General features: G+C 56.6%; 8 protein-coding genes. 4 read left to right on the forward strand and 4 right to left on the reverse strand.

Going from position 1 to position 20,489, the window contains the following annotated elements; translation table 11 throughout:
* Positions 1 to 22 precede the first annotated feature (22 nt).
* The 3 genes from B0G69_RS06645 to B0G69_RS06655 all read right to left on the reverse strand — a co-directional run bounded on the left by B0G69_RS06645 (position 23) and on the right by B0G69_RS06655 (position 3,451).
* Positions 23 to 2,050, reverse strand: coding sequence for a DDE-type integrase/transposase/recombinase (locus B0G69_RS06645; RefSeq protein WP_121316177.1), 2,028 nt, complete (start codon positions 2,048 to 2,050; stop codon positions 23 to 25).
* Positions 2,031 to 2,729, reverse strand: coding sequence for a TnsA endonuclease N-terminal domain-containing protein (locus B0G69_RS06650; RefSeq protein WP_121316178.1), 699 nt, complete (start codon positions 2,727 to 2,729; stop codon positions 2,031 to 2,033). The genes B0G69_RS06645 and B0G69_RS06650 overlap by 20 nt, the downstream gene beginning before the upstream one ends.
* Positions 2,730 to 3,028: 299 nt before the next feature.
* Positions 3,029 to 3,451: a helix-turn-helix transcriptional regulator gene (locus tag B0G69_RS06655; protein WP_121316179.1), complete on the reverse strand. Its 423-nt coding sequence runs from the start codon at positions 3,449 to 3,451 to the stop codon at positions 3,029 to 3,031.
* Between the two features lie 407 nt (positions 3,452 to 3,858).
* Between B0G69_RS06655 and B0G69_RS06660 the strand changes: the two genes are divergently transcribed.
* The 4 genes from B0G69_RS06660 to B0G69_RS06675 all read left to right on the forward strand — a co-directional run bounded on the left by B0G69_RS06660 (position 3,859) and on the right by B0G69_RS06675 (position 17,577).
* Positions 3,859 to 6,213 (forward strand): DEAD/DEAH box helicase family protein, encoded by a 2,355-nt coding sequence (locus tag B0G69_RS06660; RefSeq protein WP_121316180.1) that lies wholly within the window; start codon positions 3,859 to 3,861, stop codon positions 6,211 to 6,213.
* Between the two features lie 18 nt (positions 6,214 to 6,231).
* On the forward strand, positions 6,232 to 7,701 hold the full coding sequence (locus B0G69_RS06665) for a class I SAM-dependent DNA methyltransferase (RefSeq protein ID WP_121316181.1): 1,470 nt from the start codon (positions 6,232 to 6,234) through the stop codon (positions 7,699 to 7,701).
* Complete coding sequence (locus B0G69_RS40960) at positions 7,698 to 9,383, forward strand: restriction endonuclease subunit S (protein ID WP_158608924.1); 1,686 nt, start codon at positions 7,698 to 7,700, stop codon at positions 9,381 to 9,383. The genes B0G69_RS06665 and B0G69_RS40960 overlap by 4 nt, the downstream gene beginning before the upstream one ends.
* 469 nt (positions 9,384 to 9,852) lie before the next feature.
* Positions 9,853 to 17,577: a CHC2 zinc finger domain-containing protein gene (locus tag B0G69_RS06675; RefSeq protein ID WP_121316182.1), complete on the forward strand. Its 7,725-nt coding sequence runs from the start codon at positions 9,853 to 9,855 to the stop codon at positions 17,575 to 17,577.
* Positions 17,578 to 18,272: 695 nt separating this feature from the next.
* Here B0G69_RS06675 and B0G69_RS06680 read toward each other — a convergent pair.
* Entirely contained in the window at positions 18,273 to 20,045 is a 1,773-nt protein-coding gene (locus B0G69_RS06680; RefSeq protein ID WP_121319152.1) for a DUF6880 family protein, read from the reverse strand.
* Positions 20,046 to 20,489: the final 444 nt, after the last annotated feature.

Genomic DNA, 20,489 nt, shown 5'->3' on the forward strand with positions numbered 1-20,489 from the left:
GGGCCGAAAAATCTGCAATGCGTTAAGCGCCGCGAGGCTTTGGATTTACGTCGTCGGGCGAAGACGTTCCGCGCCGGATTGGGAACAAAGGCGTCTCGACATCATCATTCTCAATGTCACCCGACACATCCGCTTCCTCGATCGGTTCGAGCGGCAACGGTATCTGACGCGTTTCTTCTCGCTGCATCAGGGCCTCACGGTCCGCATTAGTAGCTTTTGTACGCTTCGACTTCGAATTCGTTGGCGAACACTCTCGGATAAGCCGGTCGGTGTCTTCACGCAACGCGGACTTGGCAGCGAGTAGCGCAAGGCGGAGCGGTGATGTGTCGTAGTCTTTCCTTGCCTTCGCAAGCATCCACTTGTGCTGCTCGGCAGTAATACCTTCGGCATATCCTGCTATCGTGCATCTGGCTTCTATGTACTGAGCGGCCTCTTCATCAAACACAAAAATGATGCCGAGGTCATCGGGATCCGTCCGCACCGTGACTTCAATGTCACCGCGTCGCCGTCGGAGATCCTGAAGCGCGGGCGACGCATACTGTAGTGAATGCACTTCGATACCATTTTTGCTGAGAGTGCGAATCGCAGTGTTACCGAGATAGACACTCACAACGTCGGTTGACGGAGGCAACCGGGGGGCGAATTTAGCAATGCCTTCGTCCCATTTCTGCCTTGGCGTAGTCTGGATTCCTCGATGAAAGCTCACGGAATAGACGTCCACAATCCATCGATGAACGAGTTCCTGTAGCGCCTCAAAGGTTAGCAAAGCTGTCCGTTCAGAATCGTATGCATGCCGCTCACCATAGGTGGCGAACGTTGTTCCTGGCTGGATATGAACCAGCCCGTAGTTAAGCGTCTTGAGTGAGCGTTCAATGCGTCCCTTCATCTGCGGTGCCCGGGTTGGGCAGTAGATCACGTGGATTCCGAGTTCCGCGCACGCCGCCTCCAGATCCTGCGCATGAAACTCGAGACCGTTGTCACATACGAGCTGGTCAATGAGTCCATAGACGGGCCAGTCGCCAGTTACCCTCGGGAACCGATCCTTGACATACGACTTCGGCAAGATCGCATGTTTCAGACATCGCAAGACAGAACGTACGCTTGGCTTACGGAAAGAGATGTGGATCCCGACAATCATCCGTGAATATGCATCAATCATGACCGTTATCCACGGTCTGCCAAGTTGAAGACCGGTACTGGAATCAACCACCAGAATATCGAGTGGTGTGTGATCAACTTCTACGCGTTCGAGCGGCCGTGTGCAAATAGGTCCCTTCCCGTATATCCGTGTTGCTTCCCTGGCATATTTTTCACCGTACCGCCTCTTTAAAATTGCATAACGGTCGATCCGCGCAATGACACGATTAAGCATGCGGCGGGTAACGCGAGGCAACGCATCTTCGGGCGCTCGGCGACGGTTCTCCATTTCGACTTCGTGCTGGACCCAGTCGAGCACCTCTCGAAGTGACTCGCGCTGCGGAGTCAGATAGATCTTTTCGATTCCCTCGTTTATCAATTCTGACAGCTTGTCGGGAAGTTCAGCCGGCCTGTGTCCTCGAAGTTCCGATTTGTCTATGAGTGCGCGAATGTCGAAGTTCGCCCATACCCACCGTGTTCTCCAACGATAAAAGCTTGGTAGTGACGGCGGGCGTTCACTACGATATTTCGGGTCAAGCTCGCTCCACACCTTGCGAAGAAGATTCGCCACAACGTTGCGCGGGTATCCTACCCGTCCGTCCGGGCAAATCGCATGCAGATACTTCCACTTTGCTATGGTGTTTGTCTGAACGCGATGCGAAAAATTCGAGAGACCGCGCTCGATACACCGTTCCGGCGGAACATCGACCGCCGCAATCCGAGCTTCTTCGCTTGAAAGAAATTTTAGTTCTCCGCTTTCATATCGCGAGAGAAGCTCCGCGACTTTATGTGTTGATTTGCTTGCGTCGCTGAGAGACGTCACATGCACGGATCGATCGATCACATCCTGTATCAGATAGTTAACCCTGTGCAGCGAGAAGGACTCCCCAGCCCTAAACGAATAGCGCGTCATCGTGGCTCTCCTCAAACGGCAACAAAAGGGTTGATCCAGTAATCTCCGTGTCTAGACAGCAGGTCAACTCGCGCGCGGCCAGACGATGAACAATCGAGCGGCCCGACGCCCCGATTCGGAGTGCCTCCGCGATGGTCCGATTCGCAAGGCTGGAGGGGACGGCGGGTTGCGTTGCCCCGTCCAGCCATTTTCCGTAACGCACCTGAAGCAGCGTTTTGATCTGAGCCAATCTGATTGACTTCCGAATCTGTAGATCGGTCAGCAAGAGAAACTGCTCTCCCTGACTTTTAAACACCTCCGAAAGTCGGTCGAACTTTTCCTGGTTTCGCTGCTCGGCTAGCACGTCGGCAGGCTTCACTTCTATGAGCCAACGGCGACCGTCGCTCCAATCGACGGCGAAGTCCGGCGTGTAGGTTCGCGAAGCTGCGCCGACGCGATACCTGATGGTCTTCGGCTGCTCGACAAATCGAACGACACCCCGTGCAAATTCGAACAAGTGGAGGCAGTCAAATTCCAGAAGACTCTCGCAGCGGACAAGCCGGTTGTTCTTTGGCGAAAAAAACTTGGCGCGAAACCCTCTGCCTGTCGGCGTAACAGGATTGCGCGCCGGATGCCTGGAAGTTTGCGGCGGAGAAGTGTTTGGCCGACTGGCGCCGGCGCCATCATATGGGACGTCCATGATTGCTCCTACGACTGAACTGCTGCTCGTTGCGTATGACGAGCAGGTTTCTTGAGCGATCCACGGTCGGGGACGAGCTGTGCCACCAGGCAGCGTCGGTCGCTGCCCGACTAACGAAATTGCCCGAATCCGGACGAAAAAGTGTCCCCACACAGGCGAATCTGTCCCGTGCGTTTTCCCATGAATCGAGGAAAAGCGGCTTGACTGTCGCGGAGGGGCGGACGATACTAAAGGCGTCAACCGGGTTAGTGTCGTTCGCTAGCTCGCAACGGGGCAAGCCGCAAGGTCTTGTCCCGTTTTTACATTGGCGCCTCCTCTTTCGATCGTCGTTTTATGCGACTTGGCTGATACGCCGGTTGCGAACGTATCTCCTCGTCGAGCCGGACAATCGCGCGGATGGTCGCAATTTGCCCGGGCGACAGCCTTCCGAGCTTTCGGCCAAGCTCCGCATACATCCGGTACTCATCGGTAGGCAAATCCGGAATCAGCTGAATGCTCGTCGGCGAGTCCGCGAGCTCCCTCTTCAGGCCTGCTTTTTCGTCAGCCGCAAGCTGCAACGATTCAGCGAAACGCTCCAGGAACTCAGGAGACGGATTCTTGCGCCCCAGTTCCACGCCGGACACATGCGAAGCATCGTATCCAACCTTCTCAGCAAGCTCCTGCTGCCTCAGTCCAGCTCTCAATCGAAGGGCTCGGAGGAAAATTCCTAGGGGCGTTGACATAGAGGAATGGCGATAGATGGTCACACGATGTACCAACCATAGGCCAAAGTCGAAATCCCGTCAACACACAAGCATTTGATTTTAAATACTAATTTCTCTATTTCACAATGACACCAAGCCCGATTTTCTGACGTTGGAAGTCGAGAGCAATGCGCGGGATCTTGTGATCGCGGATTACAGATGCTACGGCTCGACGAGGGCACTTATCGTGCCGTGTATGGATTCCTGCCATTTCTAGGCTATTTGCTCCGGCCATTTATAATTCCATACTGATATTGGCACGACCGCCCATGTCTTCTCCCAAGCGAAGTCAATTCGACGCTTTTGCCCAAGGCGAGGAACCTATGCGCGCCGGGAACGTAAACCTTCATTGGGTCGGCAGTCCAGTGAATCGGGGATGATCGACAATGGAAAAAAAATCGCTATCTGAACGCGACGTCTGCAGCAAGTTCATCACCCCGGCACTAACGACAGCCGGCTGGGACATGCATACTCAGTTACTTGAGGAAGTAGCTCTGACAAGCGGTCGAGTCGTAGTTCGTGGCAATAAGGCGAAGCGCGACGCGAAGACCATCCGGCGCGCGGACTACGTGTTGTATTTCAAGCCCGGTATTCCGCTCGCGATCGTCGAAGCGAAGGACAACAACCACACGGTACGCGACGGCATCCAGCAGGCGCTTGCCTATGCCGACATGCTCGACGTCCCGTTCGCCTTTTCGAGTAACGGCGACGGCTTCGTCTGGCATGACAGGACCCTGCATGACGGCGTGCTCGAGCGCGAGATCGCGATGGACCAGTTTCCGTCGCCGGCGGACCTGTGGCAGCGCTACCTAGCGTGGAAGGGCATCGGGCCGGAGGCGGAGCCGGTCTACGCGCAGGACTACTACCCCGGCAAACCGGCCCGCTATTACCAGCTGAACGCGGTGAACCGCGCGATCGAGGCGGTCACGAAAGGGCAGTCGCGGATCCTGCTGGTGATGGCAACGGGCACCGGCAAGACCTATACCGCGTTCCAGATCATCTGGCGGCTGTGGAAGGCGCGGGCGGCGAAGCGCATCCTGTTCCTTGCCGACCGCAACATCCTGGTGGACCAGACCAAGACCAACGACTTCAAGCCGTTCGCCGGCGCGATGACCAAGATCGAAAATCGCGAGGTCGACAAGTCTTACGAGATCTACCTGTCGCTTTATCAGGCGGTGACTGGCACGGAAGAAACACAGAACATTTACCGCCAGTTCAGCCGCGACTTTTTCGACCTCGTCGTGATCGACGAGTGCCATCGTGGCAGTGCGGCCGAGGATTCGGCCTGGCGCGAGATCCTCGACTATTTCAGCTCCGCGACCCATCTCGGGCTGACCGCGACGCCGAAGGAAACCGCCGAGGTGTCAAACATTACCTACTTCGGTGAGCCGGTCTATACGTATTCGTTGCGGCAAGGCATCGAGGACGGCTTTCTGGCGCCGTACAAGGTGATCCGGGTCGATCTCGACAAGGATCTGGGCTGGCGGCCCACAGCCGGGATGGTCGACAGGCTGGGGCAGTTGGTCGAAGACCGGATCTACAACCAGTCCGACATGAACCGGTCGCTGGTGCTGACGCGGCGCGACGAAGCGGTCGCGAAACGCATCACCGAATTTCTGCATGCGACCGACCGGATGGCGAAGACCATTGTGTTCTGCGAGGACATCGACCACGCGGCCCGGATGCGCCAGGCGCTGGCCAACGCGAACCCCGACCTGGCGGGCGCCAATCCGAAGTACGTGATGCAGATCACTGGCGACAACCCGGAAGGCAAGCTCGAGCTCGACAACTTCATCAATCCCCGCAAGGACTATCCGGTGATTGCCACCACGTCGCGCCTGATGACGACCGGCGTCGATGCGAAGACCTGCAAGCTCGTCGTACTCGATCGTACGATCAGGTCGATGACCGAGTTCAAGCAGATCATCGGCCGCGGCACGCGGATCGACGAGGAGTACGGCAAGCTGTGGTTTACCATTCTGGACTTCAAGAAGGCGACCGAGCTGTTTGCCGACCCGGCCTTTGACGGCGATCCGGTCGTGGTGTTCGAACCCGGGCCTGACGAACCCGTGGTTCCGCCGGAAGAGGACGGCGATCCAATGGGTGACCCCCTTGGCGGTCTGGACGGAGACGCTAGCGACATGCCAATTATTGTTGGTGGGCCTGACGGGCCAAGCACAGGCCGAACCAAGTACGTCATTGACGAAGTGCCCGTTTATGTCGTCAATGAGCGGGTCCAGTATCTGGGCCCCGACGGCAGGCTGATCACGGAGTCGCTGCGCGACTTCACGCGGATCCAGATCGGCAGACGCTTTGTGTCGCTCGACGCGTTCCTGCAGGCCTGGAACGATGCTGACAAAAAGCAGGCGATCGTCGCCGAGCTCGAGGAACAGGGCATCCTGTTCGACGAATTGGCGAGAGAGGCCGGCAAGGACCTCGACCCGTTCGACCTGGTTTGCCATATCGCGTTTGGCCAGAAGCCGCTGACTCGGCGGGAACGCGCCGAGAACGTCAGGAAGCGCGACTATTTCGGCAAGTACGGCGACACCGCGCGGCAGGTGCTCCAAGCGCTGCTTGAGAAATATGCCGACGACGGCATTGAAAATATCGAGCGTCCAGAAGTGCTGCGGCTCGCGCCGCTCGACCAGCTCGGCTCGCCGGTCGAACTGGTTCAGGCGTTCGGTGGCCGGGCCCAGTATCAGGCTGCGATCCGCGAGCTCGAACGCTCGCTCTATCAATAAGGTTTCACCGGTTCACTCATGACAATCAGCTCTACCTTTATCAAGTCCGTTCAGGACATCATGCGCCAGGACGCCGGCGTCGACGGCGACGCGCAGCGGATCTCACAGCTGACCTGGCTGCTGTTCCTGAAAATTTTCGACGACCAGGAAACAGAGCTCGAACTGATGCGCGATGCCTTCAAGTCGCCATTGCCCGAGCGGTTACGCTGGCGCAACTGGGCAGCCGACCCGGAAGGCATCACTGGCGATGAACTGCTGGCCTTCGTGAACGCCGACCTGTTTCCGTCGATCAAGGGACTCAGTGCAGACTCAAAGCGCAATGCGCGCGGTTTCGTGGCCCGCGAGGTGTTCAGCGACGCGTACAACTATATGAAGTCCGGCCAGCTGCTGCGCCAGGTGATCAATCGGATCAACGAGATCGACTTCAATAATCGCGCGGACCGTCACCTGTTCAACGATCTGTACGAGCGGATTCTGAAGGACCTGCAGAGCGCTGGAAATGCGGGCGAGTTCTATACGCCTCGGGCCGTTACGCAGTTCATGGTCGACCAGATCAACCCTCAGCTCGGCGAGCGAATCCTTGATCCGGCGTGCGGCACTGGTGGTTTCCTCGCGTGCGCGCTCGAGCATCTAAAAGTTCAGCGCAGGAGTATCGAGGACGACGTCGTGGTGCAGAACGCCATTAACGGCGTCGAAAAAAAGCAGCTACCGCACATGCTGTGCGTCACGAACATGATGCTGCACGGCATCGAGGTGCCGTCGCTGATCCGCCACGACAACACGCTGGCGCGACCGCTGGCTGACTATGGCACGCGCGACATGGTCGACGTGATCCTCACCAATCCGCCGTTTGGCGGCACCGAAGAACCGGGCATCGAAGGGAATTTTCCGGCGGACGTGCGCACCCGGGAAACGGCCGACCTGTTCCTGGTGCTGATCATTGAGCTGCTGAAGCACAACGGCCGCGCGGCGGTGGTGCTGCCGGATGGCACGCTGTTCGGCGAAGGTGTGAAAAGCCGCATCAAGGAAAAGCTCTTAAACGAGTGCAACCTGCACACGATTGTGCGGCTGCCGAACGGCGTGTTCGCGCCGTACACCGGCATCAAAAGCAATCTACTGTTCTTCACCAAGGGCACGCCGAGCCAACACGTCTGGTACTACGAGCACCCGTACCCTGCGGGCTGCAAGAGCTACTCGAAGACCAAGCCAATCCGCATCGAAGAGTTCGACGCGGAAAAGACATGGTGGGGTAGCGAAGCGGACGGCTTTGCGGGCCGCGTCGAGAACGAGTTCGCTTGGAAGGTCGATATGGCGACCCTAAAGGCGAACGGCTACAACCTCGACCAGAAGAACCCGCACAAGGGCGATGAGATCAGTCACGACCCGGACGAACTGCTGGCCCAGTATCGGCAGCTGACGGCGCAGGCGCAGGCATTGCGCGACCAGCTCAAGGGTATTCTGACGGACGCGCTGGGAGCCCGGGCGTGAGGCCGACTGAAGGATTCCAGCTACTGGCCACCGCGCCAGAGGGCATGACGCGCCTGCGCAAACTGATTTTCAGTCTAGCAGTGATGGGCAAACTGGTACCGCAGGAGCAGACGGATGAGCCTGCGCGTGTTTTACTTCAAGAGATACGTACAGAGAAAAACCGGCGAATCGCAACGGGTACGATCAAGGCAGAAAAACCGTCGACCGAAATCGATGACAAGGAAAAGCCGTACAGCCTACCGGCCAACTGGGAGTGGGTTCGATTTGGCAACGTCTCTATCAATCGGGACGGAGAGCGGGTTCCCGTATCGTCGGCGGACCGGGAAAAGCGCGCGAAACTGTACGACTACTATGGAGCCTCCGGAGTCATCGATAAGATTGACGGATATCTGTTCGACAAGACATTGCTGCTTATCGGCGAAGACGGAGCAAATCTAATAAATCGTTCGACGCCCATCGCATTCCTTGCTACCGGTAAGTACTGGGTAAATAATCACGCCCACGTTGTTGATGCGACTCACGATGTTGTCATGCAGTATCTATGCCTTTTCATCAACGCGATCTCGCTAGAGCCGTATGTCACAGGTACAGCTCAGCCGAAAATGAATCAGGCGAAGCTAAATGACATCGTTGTCGCATTGCCTCCTATCAAGGAACAATCACGCATCGTCGCGAAGGTCGATGAGCTGATGCGCCTGTGCGATGAACTGGAAAACCGTGGTCGCTTGGAGGCCGAGCAGCACGCGCGGCTGACCGCGACGCTGTTCGATGCGCTCGCCGCAAGCGAGTCGCCACACGCGCTCGCCGAAAACTGGTCCCGTATTGCAGCCCATTTCGACCTGCTGCTCGACCGGCCGGAAGCGGTCGACGCGCTGGAGAGGACGATTCTGGAGCTTGCTGTGCGTGGGCTGCTGCTGCCAGTCGACGAGCGCGACGGAACGACTTCACGAGTGGATGAAACGGCAACGGCAAACGCTGTCGAGCAAGCTGATGAAGCAACCCATGATTCGCTAAACGTCGCGCCGTATGAGATTCCGTCGTCTTGGTCGTGGATCCGATTCGGCGAGATCATGCGTGATTTGCGGTATGGCACATCTGCGAAATGCGACTACAAGGTTGATGGGATCCCTGTATTGCGCATTCCGAACCTAAAAAATGGTCGAATTTCGACCGAAGACCTCAAGTTCGGGGCGCTAACCACGCAAGAGACTGCGCGGCTGGCACTTGTTCCAGGTGATTTGCTTCTTATCCGTTCGAATGGCAGCGCAACGTTGGTAGGTTCTGCCGCGCTGGTCAGAGAGGAATCTCGCGATTTCGCATTTGCAGGCTATCTGATGCGGATTCGACTTCGAGAGGATGTCGCTCTGTCAACATACATCATGCTGGCATTGGAGACCGAGGGGGTGCGAGCGCAGATAGAGGGTCCGATTCGAAGTACGTCGGGCGTGAAGAACATTAACAGCACGGAAGTATCCGGATTGCAATTTCCACTCCCCCCCTTGGAGACACAGTGCCGCATCGTTGATCGTGTCGATGACCTGCGCCGCCTCTGTGCCGACCTCCGCGAGCGTTTAGTCGCACGCCAAGCCTGTCAGACCCGCTTCGCTGAAGCCCTGGTCGAGCAGGCCGCATCCACCGCTCCACTAGCAGCAGGCAGGGACGACCTGGCAGCGGCCGCCTGAAGAAAGGTTGTCAGCAGGCGGACGCCGCAGCGGGTGACCGGGCGATGGGCCAAGCGCCATCTGCCCGCCGGCCATGGCCGGCGGGCGCAGGAAGGGCGCGTCAACTATTGATAAAAGCGGTTCTCAATAACTACCGTTGCACCCGGAAACTTGGTGTCAAACGTCCGCTTCGCGAGGTGGCAGGCCGAACGTTGTCTTCCGGGATCATTTAGCGTCGTTCACAGCAGCGTCGCCCACATAGAAACAGGCCTATTCACTCATTCAAACAGCCGTTCTGCAGTCAAGGAGTCGGGCTGCAGGATGATTGCCCCCGCGCACACGCGAGGTTGGCAAGCGTCGTATCGAGCAGAGTTAGTTGACTTGGCTAGCTCACGAAGCGCCGTGTTGTCTTCGACGATTAGCCCGTCCTGCAAGACGTTTATACGCTCAGAGTGCTAGAGTCGCAAAATCTCAGTATCGAATATAAAAAATGAGCCCGACAAAGCCCGGAAGTGAAATCCGTCGACTAATCGAACAACTGGCTGACACGATCCATATTGACGATCTCGCCGAGCGGCTGGGAATTCCGGTAAGGCGAGTAGGTGGCCGTTCGTATGCGCAATGCATATTCCATAACGACACCAACCCATCCATGGCGCTGTATCCGGGCACACCGCGAGATAAGGCGCATTACCACTGCTTTGTCTGCGACGCTCACGGCGATATCTTCGAACTAGTCAAACAGTCGAAAGGATTGGACTTTGTCGAGGCGGTGCGCTGGCTGGCGTCGTCCTATGGATTAGCGTCGCCAGCACTAGCAAGTGGTGCATCAGCAAGAAAGTCCCCGATAACAATAGGTCGGGCGATCGTCGAACCGACGCCCGCAGATTCCGGCGTTCTCGAGCGCGTCGTCGGGGTGTACAGGCAGAAGGATACGAAAGCACTTGAGGAGTGGCTGAAGGCTCGCGCGCTGCCCAAGGAAGTCGCCGCCGCGGCAGAGCTGGGATTTGCTGCCCCGGCTACGCTTGTGAATTATGTTGAAAACGGCCGATCTGATTTCGGCGCGTTCAGGGAACTACTCGGTCAATTGCAAAGCGCAGGCCTAATACGGTCTGAAAGAAAGAAGTTAGATGTTGTCGCTGCTGAGACTTATCTAAATCTCGGAGGGCAATATAGAGATTTCTTTAACGACGGTCGGGTGATTTTTCCAATAAGGGACGCTTCAGGACGAATGTTAGGATTTGCGGGAAGAAGGTTAAACGAGTCGCCCGCGCCGAAGTATCTCTATTCGCCGAACCTGCCTAAATCGCAGGTGCTCTATCGAGCAAATTTCGCGCTTGCCAAAATCAAAGCCGACTTAGCCAATGGTGCCAAGCCGGTGGTGTACGTTTGTGAAGGACTAGTCGATGCTTTGAGGCTCGAAAGCATTGGGTTGTCCGCCGTGGCAGTTCTCGGCGCGCGCATGTCGGACGCTCAAGCTCGAATCCTAATCGATTTCGCTGGTACGTTGCCCGATATGGCTCCCTTGCAGGTCCGATTCTTCCTAGACCAGGATGGGGCGGGTTTGAAAGGGGCTGCAGCATCCATACAAACTGTCCTCAAACTTGATAAAGACGTGCGCCTAGAGTTAGGGTTCGTCTGGCCACTGGACAGTCAATCGGCTCATTCGCAATCGCTTCCAATTAAGGATCCGGACGATTTACTCAGAATGTTCGATGAGCCGGAGCCGGCAATTGCATATCTTGACCGCTCCACTCACCCGGTCGCGGTAGCGTTTCTGGCTGAGCGGCTCAGGGTTCCCCCCGTAGACATCCTAGAAGATAACCGCTGGGAAACTATTCCCCTTGGAGCGAAATATCGCCTAGCGGTACTACTTGAGAGCTTGGCAGGTGGTCTTATCGATCGCGTCCTGACAACGGGAACGGCACAATCTGACTCATACGGCAAGTGGCATCAAGATGTCTGGCGATTTATTCTGAATCCGGTTCCTACACATGTTGGACTACCGATCCAGTCTGCGGAAGAAATCGCCCTGCAACTGAATATCGCGCGTGAGCTCGCTCAGGCGGGCGCAAACAAAGGCGAGGTGCTCTCAGATATAGCGGCATGGAGGCGCGTATCACTTGCCGCCACCGCGTTTAACGAAGGTCTCATAACGCGCCTCCAGCAGGTCCAGTTCCAGCCGATCGAGCCTTTCGACGCTGTCGTCGTGTCGAGAGGATTTGGCAAGGATGCAGAACGCCTCAAGGCAATGCCATGCCTTGAGGATTTGATCGTACAGCAGTATTTAATGAATGAACTGCTTACGGAGCGCCTAGACGACGGTTCCGAGTCGAAATTTAGCAACCATATTCCGGCCGTTCGCTACTACCGCTCAATTGATCACGTGCGCACAACGGGCGAATCAGGAGGAACTGAACATAGCGAAACGCTGAGTTTTGCGTATCAAGTCGACATGGATGCGCTAGAAGGCCGCTCTCCTCCTAGCGAAGGCGGAATGTTTCGCCCATATTTTGAGTGCTGGCGCGGCTTCATCTCTTCGCTGCTGAAACAGGGACGAGCGATGAACCATGTTCATATGGTCCGTCTAGATTTGAAGAGGTACTACGATCGTATAACGCGTATCGTCGCAAAAGACATTTTGGGTAGCAGCATTGAGTCGGCGTACAAAAGCCTAGGTGATAGTCGCGAGGCTTTCGTTCCGCTCCTCCGCCCTACGGCACTACAAGCCGAGCGTCAACATGCTGCTATCGATTTTCTCCTGGACCAGAGCTTCGGATTTTACTACTACCATCCGAACACGGGACACCCGATAGCATCCGATCGGGAGAAAGGCATACCACAGGGGCCAGTGCTGTCCGCGTGGCTCGGAAATATTATTCTCTTCAAGCTTGACGCTGTGATGCGTGCAAAGCTACAGGAGCTTAATCTCGACCAAGTGGTTCGGGCTGGCTACGCGAGATATGTCGATGACGTAGTCATTTTGGCCGAAAATCAAGGGATACTCGATGTTCTGAGAGCGGCCGCTGAGGATGTCACTCGCACTCTACAGCTTGAACTGATCTCGAAAGAAAATTTCGCGCCAATGTCAGCGGGGGAATTTTCACAGCATCTAACCGCAGGCCGCGCACTACCGGCCTATGGCCCGCGAGAAGAGGCGCTACTCCTTGAATCTGGTGATGGCGACGCCGGCTGGGGTATGTGGCAGACCGAGGGTCCACGCCGGCAAACATCATTGGAGCTTCTTCGGGATTCTCGGCTGTACGCCATGTCGGCCGACACGGTTTTAGATCAAGTTTACACGGCACTGAGGGCTGATGATTTGCGACCGGCGGAACTAGGGAAAGCTTCGCGCTGGTTGTGGTATCAAGCCGCGCTGTCCTTCAAGGAAACTAAATATAGTGCGAAAGATGTCATTGCGCGCTACTGGAAGCTTTGGGGTACCGTAACTTCAGGCGCACCTTTTACACTAGATGTACGAGTTCCTTGGGATGATCCGGCATTCCATGCGATCGAGGGATTGGAGAATCTGTTCGAGAGGGCAAACCGTGCCGAATTTGGTTTGACACCAGAAGAATCAATTGAACGGACAAGGTGTATCGCTGGACTGGCGCGCGTAGCCCGCTCTCTGGAGTTCGCGCGCATGTTTGAACAAACCGATCGCGAAGATGCGCCCCCAGGATGGGGACACGGGACAGAGCGCTTGCGTCGAATGTTTTTCCAGCGCGTCATTTGCATGCGCTGGAAGGCCGCGTGTTTGACCGATGACGCTCCCATGGCTGATTCTCGCAACGAAACAGCCCAGATTTTGCTCCGTCATCTTGGTGACCCGCTGCGCGCTTCGCTACGGCGATCACTTATTACCGATGCGGAAACTTGGAGGACTGGTACAACGGGTGTCGCAGTAACCTCTAGCGGCCAGTCTGAATTCAATGTGTTGAGCGACGGGTTTCAATGGATCCATCGAGCGATCGCAGCGCTGGCATCGGAAACGGATTTTTCAGAAGCGGATCCGCTGTCAGGGTTTGATAGTGACCTCGAAAGGATGGAGCGGTGGCTGAGGGATGATAGAGCAGCGCATTTTTCGGTTACGCACGATAGGTTTCTGCCGTTGCTGCGTGGTCTATTGCCGAATGATGATGATCCGTTCAGCACGCTTGGGCAGCAAAAGCAGGACGGCGAGACTACTTTGCTCTCTCTCCAGACGCTTGCCGCTATCGCGCCGAGACAGCATCTGGCAAAGTTGCTATCAAGACGAGGACACTTGCTACAGGGCGGCGGAGAAAAGCTCCCTCTTCCGCCTTTGCCAGGCGTACCTGCGAGAGGGCTACTGCTCATTTCTCATGCCGAGAGAGATGGTAATTGGGCAAAAATCTCGACCGTATGGTGGGTTACGCCCCAACGAGAAGATGCGGAAACGTTGCTTCCTAGCTTCCGCCTTGCGTCCGCGAGCGGAACCGTCGAAGAAATCGCGCTCGACTGGCAGCGTGTCCAAGGGGTGGATGGGCTTCAAATGTTTAGCGCCGCATGGGCTGCGGACAACTCGCCTGCTTACGCGCTGTTGCAACCTCCCGCGTTGTCAATAACCACCCGCTGTTTGGCGTGGATCGCGGATGCTTACGAGTCGATCGCAAAGTTAAATCATATTGTCGGGCAAGATATGTCGACTGACGGTGCCGAGTTTGCACCGGCTTGGCCATATTTGGTCGTCAACTTGCGTCCCGAGAGACCCGACGAGACCTCATTAAAGCTGACACTACTCTCGCCGCGTTATCCACGGTCGTCGCTTGACGGTCTAGCATTCGTGCGTAACGGCGCGCGGGGCTTGCAGACGTACGACGTGCCGGAACTATATGGTCGACATTGGCGAGCTGGTGTTCTTCTGTCCGATTTATTCGGGTTTCGAAGCGATCTCGATCAGTACGCTTCATTGAACCCACTCGCTCTTGGTCATCACGACGCCGCTGACAGCCTTGAACCCGCCGCGCATCTTCTTCGTAACGTTCTTCGTAAGTTACGAGGAGCATACGTAAACGGACGTGTACTCCAATCCCCGCCAGGGCGAGATTACATCCCTGCATCCGTCGCCCGATCACTTGACCTGTTACGAAAATTCCCGGTTGACGGGGAATACCACAACGCGATGGCCTACGTGCTTTCTAGCGAAGCAGAGACGGCCGGAATGCGGACACGCCTCGCGACTGACGTATCGCTCGATTATCCTGGCATCGGGGGAGCTTTCTTCGAGCAAGTCGCCATGCGCGTCGTCAGCCGGATACAGCTAGGTTGGCTCGGTCAACTCTCTGAGTCGGATACTATCAACGCACTGTCGACGGAACGCATCCTGCCACGGACATACTGGTCTCTAGCCAATAGGTTGTCGTCATTACGTTCGGCCACGGAGCGTATCGGAGAGCAAGAGCGAAGCTTCACGGTACTGATCTCAGGATTGCGGCTTGCAGCCATATCGGCGTGGTTACGTGAGCTGACGTTTTCGGTGGAGGCCCTTCCAAGAAAGGAAGAATGGCCACTCCCCCTCGATGGTGAAGTCGCCGAAGTATGGCAAATTGAAGAGAGAGGTTTTCTTTTCGATCGGCCTGATGGATCCGTTAGCGCTCTTACAGAGTTCTTCCAAAAAAAAGTTGTCGAAGGCGCGTCGGAGCGGGCATTCGCAAGCATTACCCCACTCGGTTGGCTGATTTTGTTGGCGGGCAGAATTGGTCTGATCAACGGATTAATGAGAAGACCGTTGATGCGCGAATGGAGCACTGACCAGGTTGATCGCGCAAAAGCGCTGGCAACTAGCCTTGCGGCAATTGCATCTGCGACTGGTGAAGATGGAGACGATGTCCATCCCGACTGGCCGTTTGAATGCGACCGCGCAGCTGTGCTTGCGCAATGGGCGACACCTTCGTTTGCTTCGAGCGCGGTCATCGTCGGCGAATTCGAGGCGAATATCGGCCTCAATCATACTTCTCGGATAGTCGGGCCCTGGAGACTTGATCCTGCGGATCGCAGCTTCACCGATTCGGGCGGAGGTAAGTGGGGCGTCGCACCATGGCAGATCCTTTTGGGCGGAGGCGCAAAACCAGAGCGGGTCACGATAGGAAGGCGAATCCTCAGCATCTGGGATGAAACACGAGACGCTGAAGGAAACCTTTTACTCGTCGCCGCACGCGATGCACGGCTTGGTAAATTGCTAAACGAGGCTTTCGCTCGTAAAGACTCGCAAGGCAACGTGGCACCGGACACGTTAGGAAGCCCTTCCGAAAGGGCTGGTGGTGCCGTATTCGAGACTGGTATTCATACAGCTGACGAGACGTCTGAAAGAGGTAGCCAAGCCGACAACACGCAAGAATCGCGTTCATCGATCAATGAGCTACGCGCGACCAATGATGCGCTGCGAGGATTTAGGCAAACCTCCACTCCTTCCGGTTCATCGTCATTGGGTCAACGGACTGATTGGCGGACGTTGCAGCAGAACACGTGGCAGTTGAGACGAGCGAAGTCGCCTGGACACGTACGCATTGCCTTGATGCAGTGGGAGCTGGATGAGACCTACCATCATCCGGCAATCGACGCGGATAAATGGGACAAGAAATGGCCGCCACGGAGGGAACCGGTCGGGGGAATACCTAAGCCACTTTTACCCTTTGAAGCGAGTGCAATCGAATATCGTCGCAGACAGTTTCTAACTGAGGCCCTAACCGCATGCGAAAGTTTCAAGGTGGATGTTCTGGTGCTCCCGGAGTACTCGGTCAGACCTGATACGGTCGGTTGGCTGAAAAACCAGCTGCAGCTAAGGACGGGGGCACCCTCGGTACTGGCTGGCACCTACAAGTTGCATGGCAGATCGTCAGATTTGAACTTCGAAAAGGTATATCGGGAGATTCTCGGTTTAGCCGAATATCAGAAGACGTTCGAATCGTCGTCTGTCGTCGCGAAGGGAAGCAACGGAGGTTACATTTCTGGCGAGCACAGTGCAGTACTAACCATGCTATCGCCTTTGGAGTTGGAGAATGGTGAACGAGTCGTCTGTACCTTCTCGCGGCGGAAGAAGTATCCGTCCCTCGCCGCCGCCGAAGTCTTTAACCCCCCGCTAGAACCGCTGGAGCCGCTCTTTTCGAGTTCGGGGCTGTTGCACGAATTGGGGCGTCGTTCCAAGGGCGGGCTTCGTTCCGCCACTCCAGAGGCGGTATCGGCAGCCGAAATACTCCATTACGTCGACAAGCTGCGACATCTGGAATGTTTCGCAGAATTTGTGTGCTCAGAACTGTTCTTGCCAATGAGCCTTGCCAACCATCAAACGCTCGCTGTAGAACTGCACAAACTAGCGCGTCGATTCGGTTCAAGAATTGACGAGAAGGGCGCGATGACGCAAGTACAGGACGACATAGCGAACGTTGCGAGATTTCTGGGTATCTCTGATACAACAGCGACGATGAAGCGACGTTCAATTTTGCTGGTGCCGGCGATGACGACCAGATCCGCCGACTATTGGATCTTCGGCCAAGCCGCTTTGCTCGCCGGCGGGGCGACAACTGTCTTTTGCAACGCCGTCGATAGCCATGCGGTCGGAGGAAGTTGCTTCATTGGGCGAAATAGTTGGAATGGGGGCGGGCAGAACGTCCACCGCGACACGAACATAACTCCTTATGCAGGGTGGTCAAAGGGTATTTACTACAGCAGTCGCTCCGACGCTCTTGGCGATAGTGAGCAGGCGATGGTTATCGCCGACGTTGATCCGCTGTTTATGCATGAAGGCAAGCCAAGGCCGCAGGCGCTGGCGAATCCACTTCAGCTCGTTGCTTACTTGCCTATTGTGGAGGTCGACGAAAATAAATCACCGAAATTCGGATCTGACTTGCACGACAGACTAGCTTCGCTGGTCCCATCGCAAATCAGGAGCCGCATCGTCGAGCCCACGGTTCCGGGTATCAGGGAACTGAAGGAGTGCATTTCGGCACAGCTCGCGGCTAAGGACAAGTGGACGGATCCGAAAAAAAGCTTGGCGGTGTCCTTCAACGAGCGCTTTAGCCATTGGGAGAACTATTGGAACACAAATGTAATCGTTGGAATGCCGCCAGCGCTCGTGGACTGGCTGTGGGTGGAGAGCTCACCAGCCACTCAAGCATCTCGGGGAGTCGAAATTTTTGTTCCGGGGTACTCGGATGACGATCCATCGTTGGTGCCAACCGATCACTCCATCCGATAGCGCGCGACTTTTCTGGAATTAGAGGGAGAGCCCAGCATCGAAGCTGGGCTACCAAAAGCCATTTGATCCATTTGTCGCGATCGTTCCCACTGTCCCTCAAGGGGCAGTGTCGCGAACGATCGATGTGTCGGGAAAACCCGGTTCAGTGGCTTAAACGTTTCGCGCCAACAATTGCTGTCGCCGCGAGACGTGAACGCCGACTACTGTCGACAACGCCATCCGAACTCGTAGTCCGGCTAGTCTCACGATTTCCGCTTTTCCGGTCTCACGAGAAGCGCCCTAGTCTCACGAATTCCGTTTCCCTGCAGTAGGTAGCCTCATGACCTGAGAAACCGGACGCATAAACTGAGAAATTTAGGATTCTCGTCCTTCGATAGCCATTGATAATTGGTGGCACGGAGGGTAGAACGGAGTCCGCCGGGCCCGTAAGTAGAGATACTTACGGGCCCATTTCTATCATCAGTTGACACTTGCTGCGAAGGTTGAGGCCGTTATTCGGCAAGCGTCTTCAACAACGCGTCCCGCTTCTCCTGATAAAACTCAACGTCAGCTCGGTTGCCATCTCGTCCGACAAATCAGCAATTGGCGGCGGCATGACACAGGTAGGCGTAACGACTTAGCACCCCTTTTCCACGGTTATCCCAGCCAAGGAAACTGCGTTGTGGATGTCGGCCCGTCAAAGCCTGACGTCGACTTCAGGACAGTTTGGCGAGCAGCTTGATGAAGTTGCGCTTCGCACGATACGCCGCCCGAATCGCCTCCAGTTCGCTGGTGAACTCCGCACGTTCATCCAGCCTTGCCCGCAGCATGCCGATGGCCCGCACGATTTCAAATGCCTCGTCATATCGGGCGTTGCGCGAGCCGCTCTCGGCAGCGACCGGCAGCAGGCGGTGATAAAGAGCGATGGCGTCGTGCGGATGGGTTTTGCCGCGGACAGAGGCCATCTCAGGCCACAGCTGGATTGCGACCGGACCTCCGGTGAACGTTTCCCATGCGACGTCGTTCTCTTTCCCGGCCAGAAAGACCTTGACCAGTTCGGTCCGCGTCGCGCGCTGCCAGACACTGCGTTTCGATTTTGCGACCGACTCCTCTTCGCTGACCAGCGCCCAGAGATGCCTGAGAGCACGCTCCCGGGTTTCGTCATGCCTGCCGGTGGCCGTAGCGACCTTCATCAAGGCGGGAAACGCCTCGGCCGTCGGCTGCATCTCGAAACGGCGCCATGCGAACGCATCGGCCTTGTCGAATTCGCTGCGACGCAGATACGCATCAATGCAGAAGTCGAGCAGGCGCTGGTCAAAGCTCTTGCCGGATTCCTTGATGCCGCGCTCGGCCCACACGAGCCCCTCGTCCGGGCGACCGTGCTTAACACAAAGCTCCGCCACCAGCAGAAAGCGGTACGGACTCGAGAGGTCCTTCGAGCGAATGCGAATCAACGTATCCACGTCTGCGTCGAGTTCGGCCAGCGCTTCCATCGCGTGTTCGAGCTGCATGCGCGGCGAGTCGTATGACCGTCGATGTTCTTTACCCGGCGCGAGCGCGGGCAGCGCTTCCCAGGCCTCGTTGACGAGTTCGCGATAGCGGCTCAACCCGTCCTTGCCCAATGGCTCCGCATAGGCCGGAAGAACGTTGTAGAAGGTGTCCCATTTGCCTTCTGTCTGGAAGCGGAATAGTCGCTCCGCCAGCTTCACCGGGTCGGGGCCCGTCAACGTGCAGGCATCGAGATGAACAGACGCCAGCTCGAAAATGGCCGGCATCACATCCCCACCAGAGTCGTCAATCTGTTCGAGGCTCTGTTCCGCACCCGCAATCGCCAGTTCGGAAAGTTCGACCACCTGTGCGGCGTGCGGCCCGGCAAGCCTCTGGCGCAGCATGTCGGCCAGCGACATCAGGCCATCGCCGTATGCACCAGACTCCCGCCAGTCCAACGGCCGGGAAATGCGGGTCGCCTGCCTGACGGCGGCCTTCATGCCGGGCAAATCGGATGCCCCCGCGGCACGCGCAGCGAACAGCAGCTTGTCACGCAGCGTCAGGTCGCGTTCGACGGCGTCCATCAATAATTCCTGAAGCGCACCCGTGTCCAGCGTCGCGACGTATTCGCGAATCACTTCCTCGAAGGTTTTCCGCTTTTTGCGTGGCTTCCCCGGGCCCGATTCTTCGGCGTGAAACACCTCTTCACCGGAATTTTCGAGCCAGGAAAGTGCAACGGCGACAGCGTGCTTGCAGAACACGCCTTCGTCGCCTACGGGACAGCTGCATTCATACGCGAGTTCGCCATCGTCGACGGCGAGTTCAACCCGGTAACGGTGCGTGCCTCTCACGGTGGCGCGAACAGCGTCATCGCGCTCATCCAGGCGGGAGACGACACCATCGTGAAAATAAGCCTTGCCGCGCGCAAACGTCTTCGTGTCGGCGAGCGACTGGACTTCGGCAAGAGTGAGAACCTCGGAAAGCTTTGTAGAGCGGGACATCGGTTGACCGGTGAAAAACGGATAAATGTGAACGAACAATAGAGCTCGACACAAGACAATACACCTTGGCACAAAACAATAGAGCGTGACATAAGCGGACGCCTGACTATACTGCCCGGTTTGGTTAGACCGTGCTGGATGCGAGGACGACGTTTCAAGACGCAGAGCGACATCGACAGATACGTAGCGCGAGGGTACGGACAGGGTTCTGGCCCAGACTACAAGCCCTGGCTTCGCGTGCAGCATGTGGCATCGCGTGGCCGACCACGGCAAGGTTCAGGGCTACGACTGAAAACAGACATCTCATGGATGGCCGGAATGGGATTTTCGCGATGTTCGGAAAGGTATAGATTCTGATGATCTTGGCGGAGCAAAAATATAAAAGGCGGATTTGACCTGTCCGACCCAGGATTCGAAGCCAAAGAAGGCGCGAGCGCTTACGTG

The sequence above is a fragment of the Paraburkholderia sp. RAU2J genome, from assembly GCF_003634845.1.
GTDB lineage: Bacteria > Pseudomonadota > Gammaproteobacteria > Burkholderiales > Burkholderiaceae > Paraburkholderia > Paraburkholderia fynbosensis.

What these genes read in the sequence shown, in the direction of transcription:
- B0G69_RS06650 (WP_121316178.1), bottom strand. Translation starts at nt 2,729, where the DNA reads ATGGACGTCCCATATGATGGCGCCGGCGCCAGTCGGCCAAACACTTCT.
- B0G69_RS06680 (WP_121319152.1), bottom strand. Translation starts at nt 20,045, where the DNA reads ATGTCCCGCTCTACAAAGCTTTCCGAGGTTCTCACTCTTGCCGAAGTC.
- B0G69_RS06665 (WP_121316181.1), top strand. Translation starts at nt 6,232, where the DNA reads ATGACAATCAGCTCTACCTTTATCAAGTCCGTTCAGGACATCATGCGC.
- B0G69_RS06645 (WP_121316177.1), bottom strand. Translation starts at nt 2,050, where the DNA reads ATGACGCGCTATTCGTTTAGGGCTGGGGAGTCCTTCTCGCTGCACAGG.
- B0G69_RS06655 (WP_121316179.1), bottom strand. Translation starts at nt 3,451, where the DNA reads ATGTCAACGCCCCTAGGAATTTTCCTCCGAGCCCTTCGATTGAGAGCT.
- B0G69_RS06660 (WP_121316180.1), top strand. Translation starts at nt 3,859, where the DNA reads ATGGAAAAAAAATCGCTATCTGAACGCGACGTCTGCAGCAAGTTCATC.
- B0G69_RS06675 (WP_121316182.1), top strand. Translation starts at nt 9,853, where the DNA reads ATGAGCCCGACAAAGCCCGGAAGTGAAATCCGTCGACTAATCGAACAA.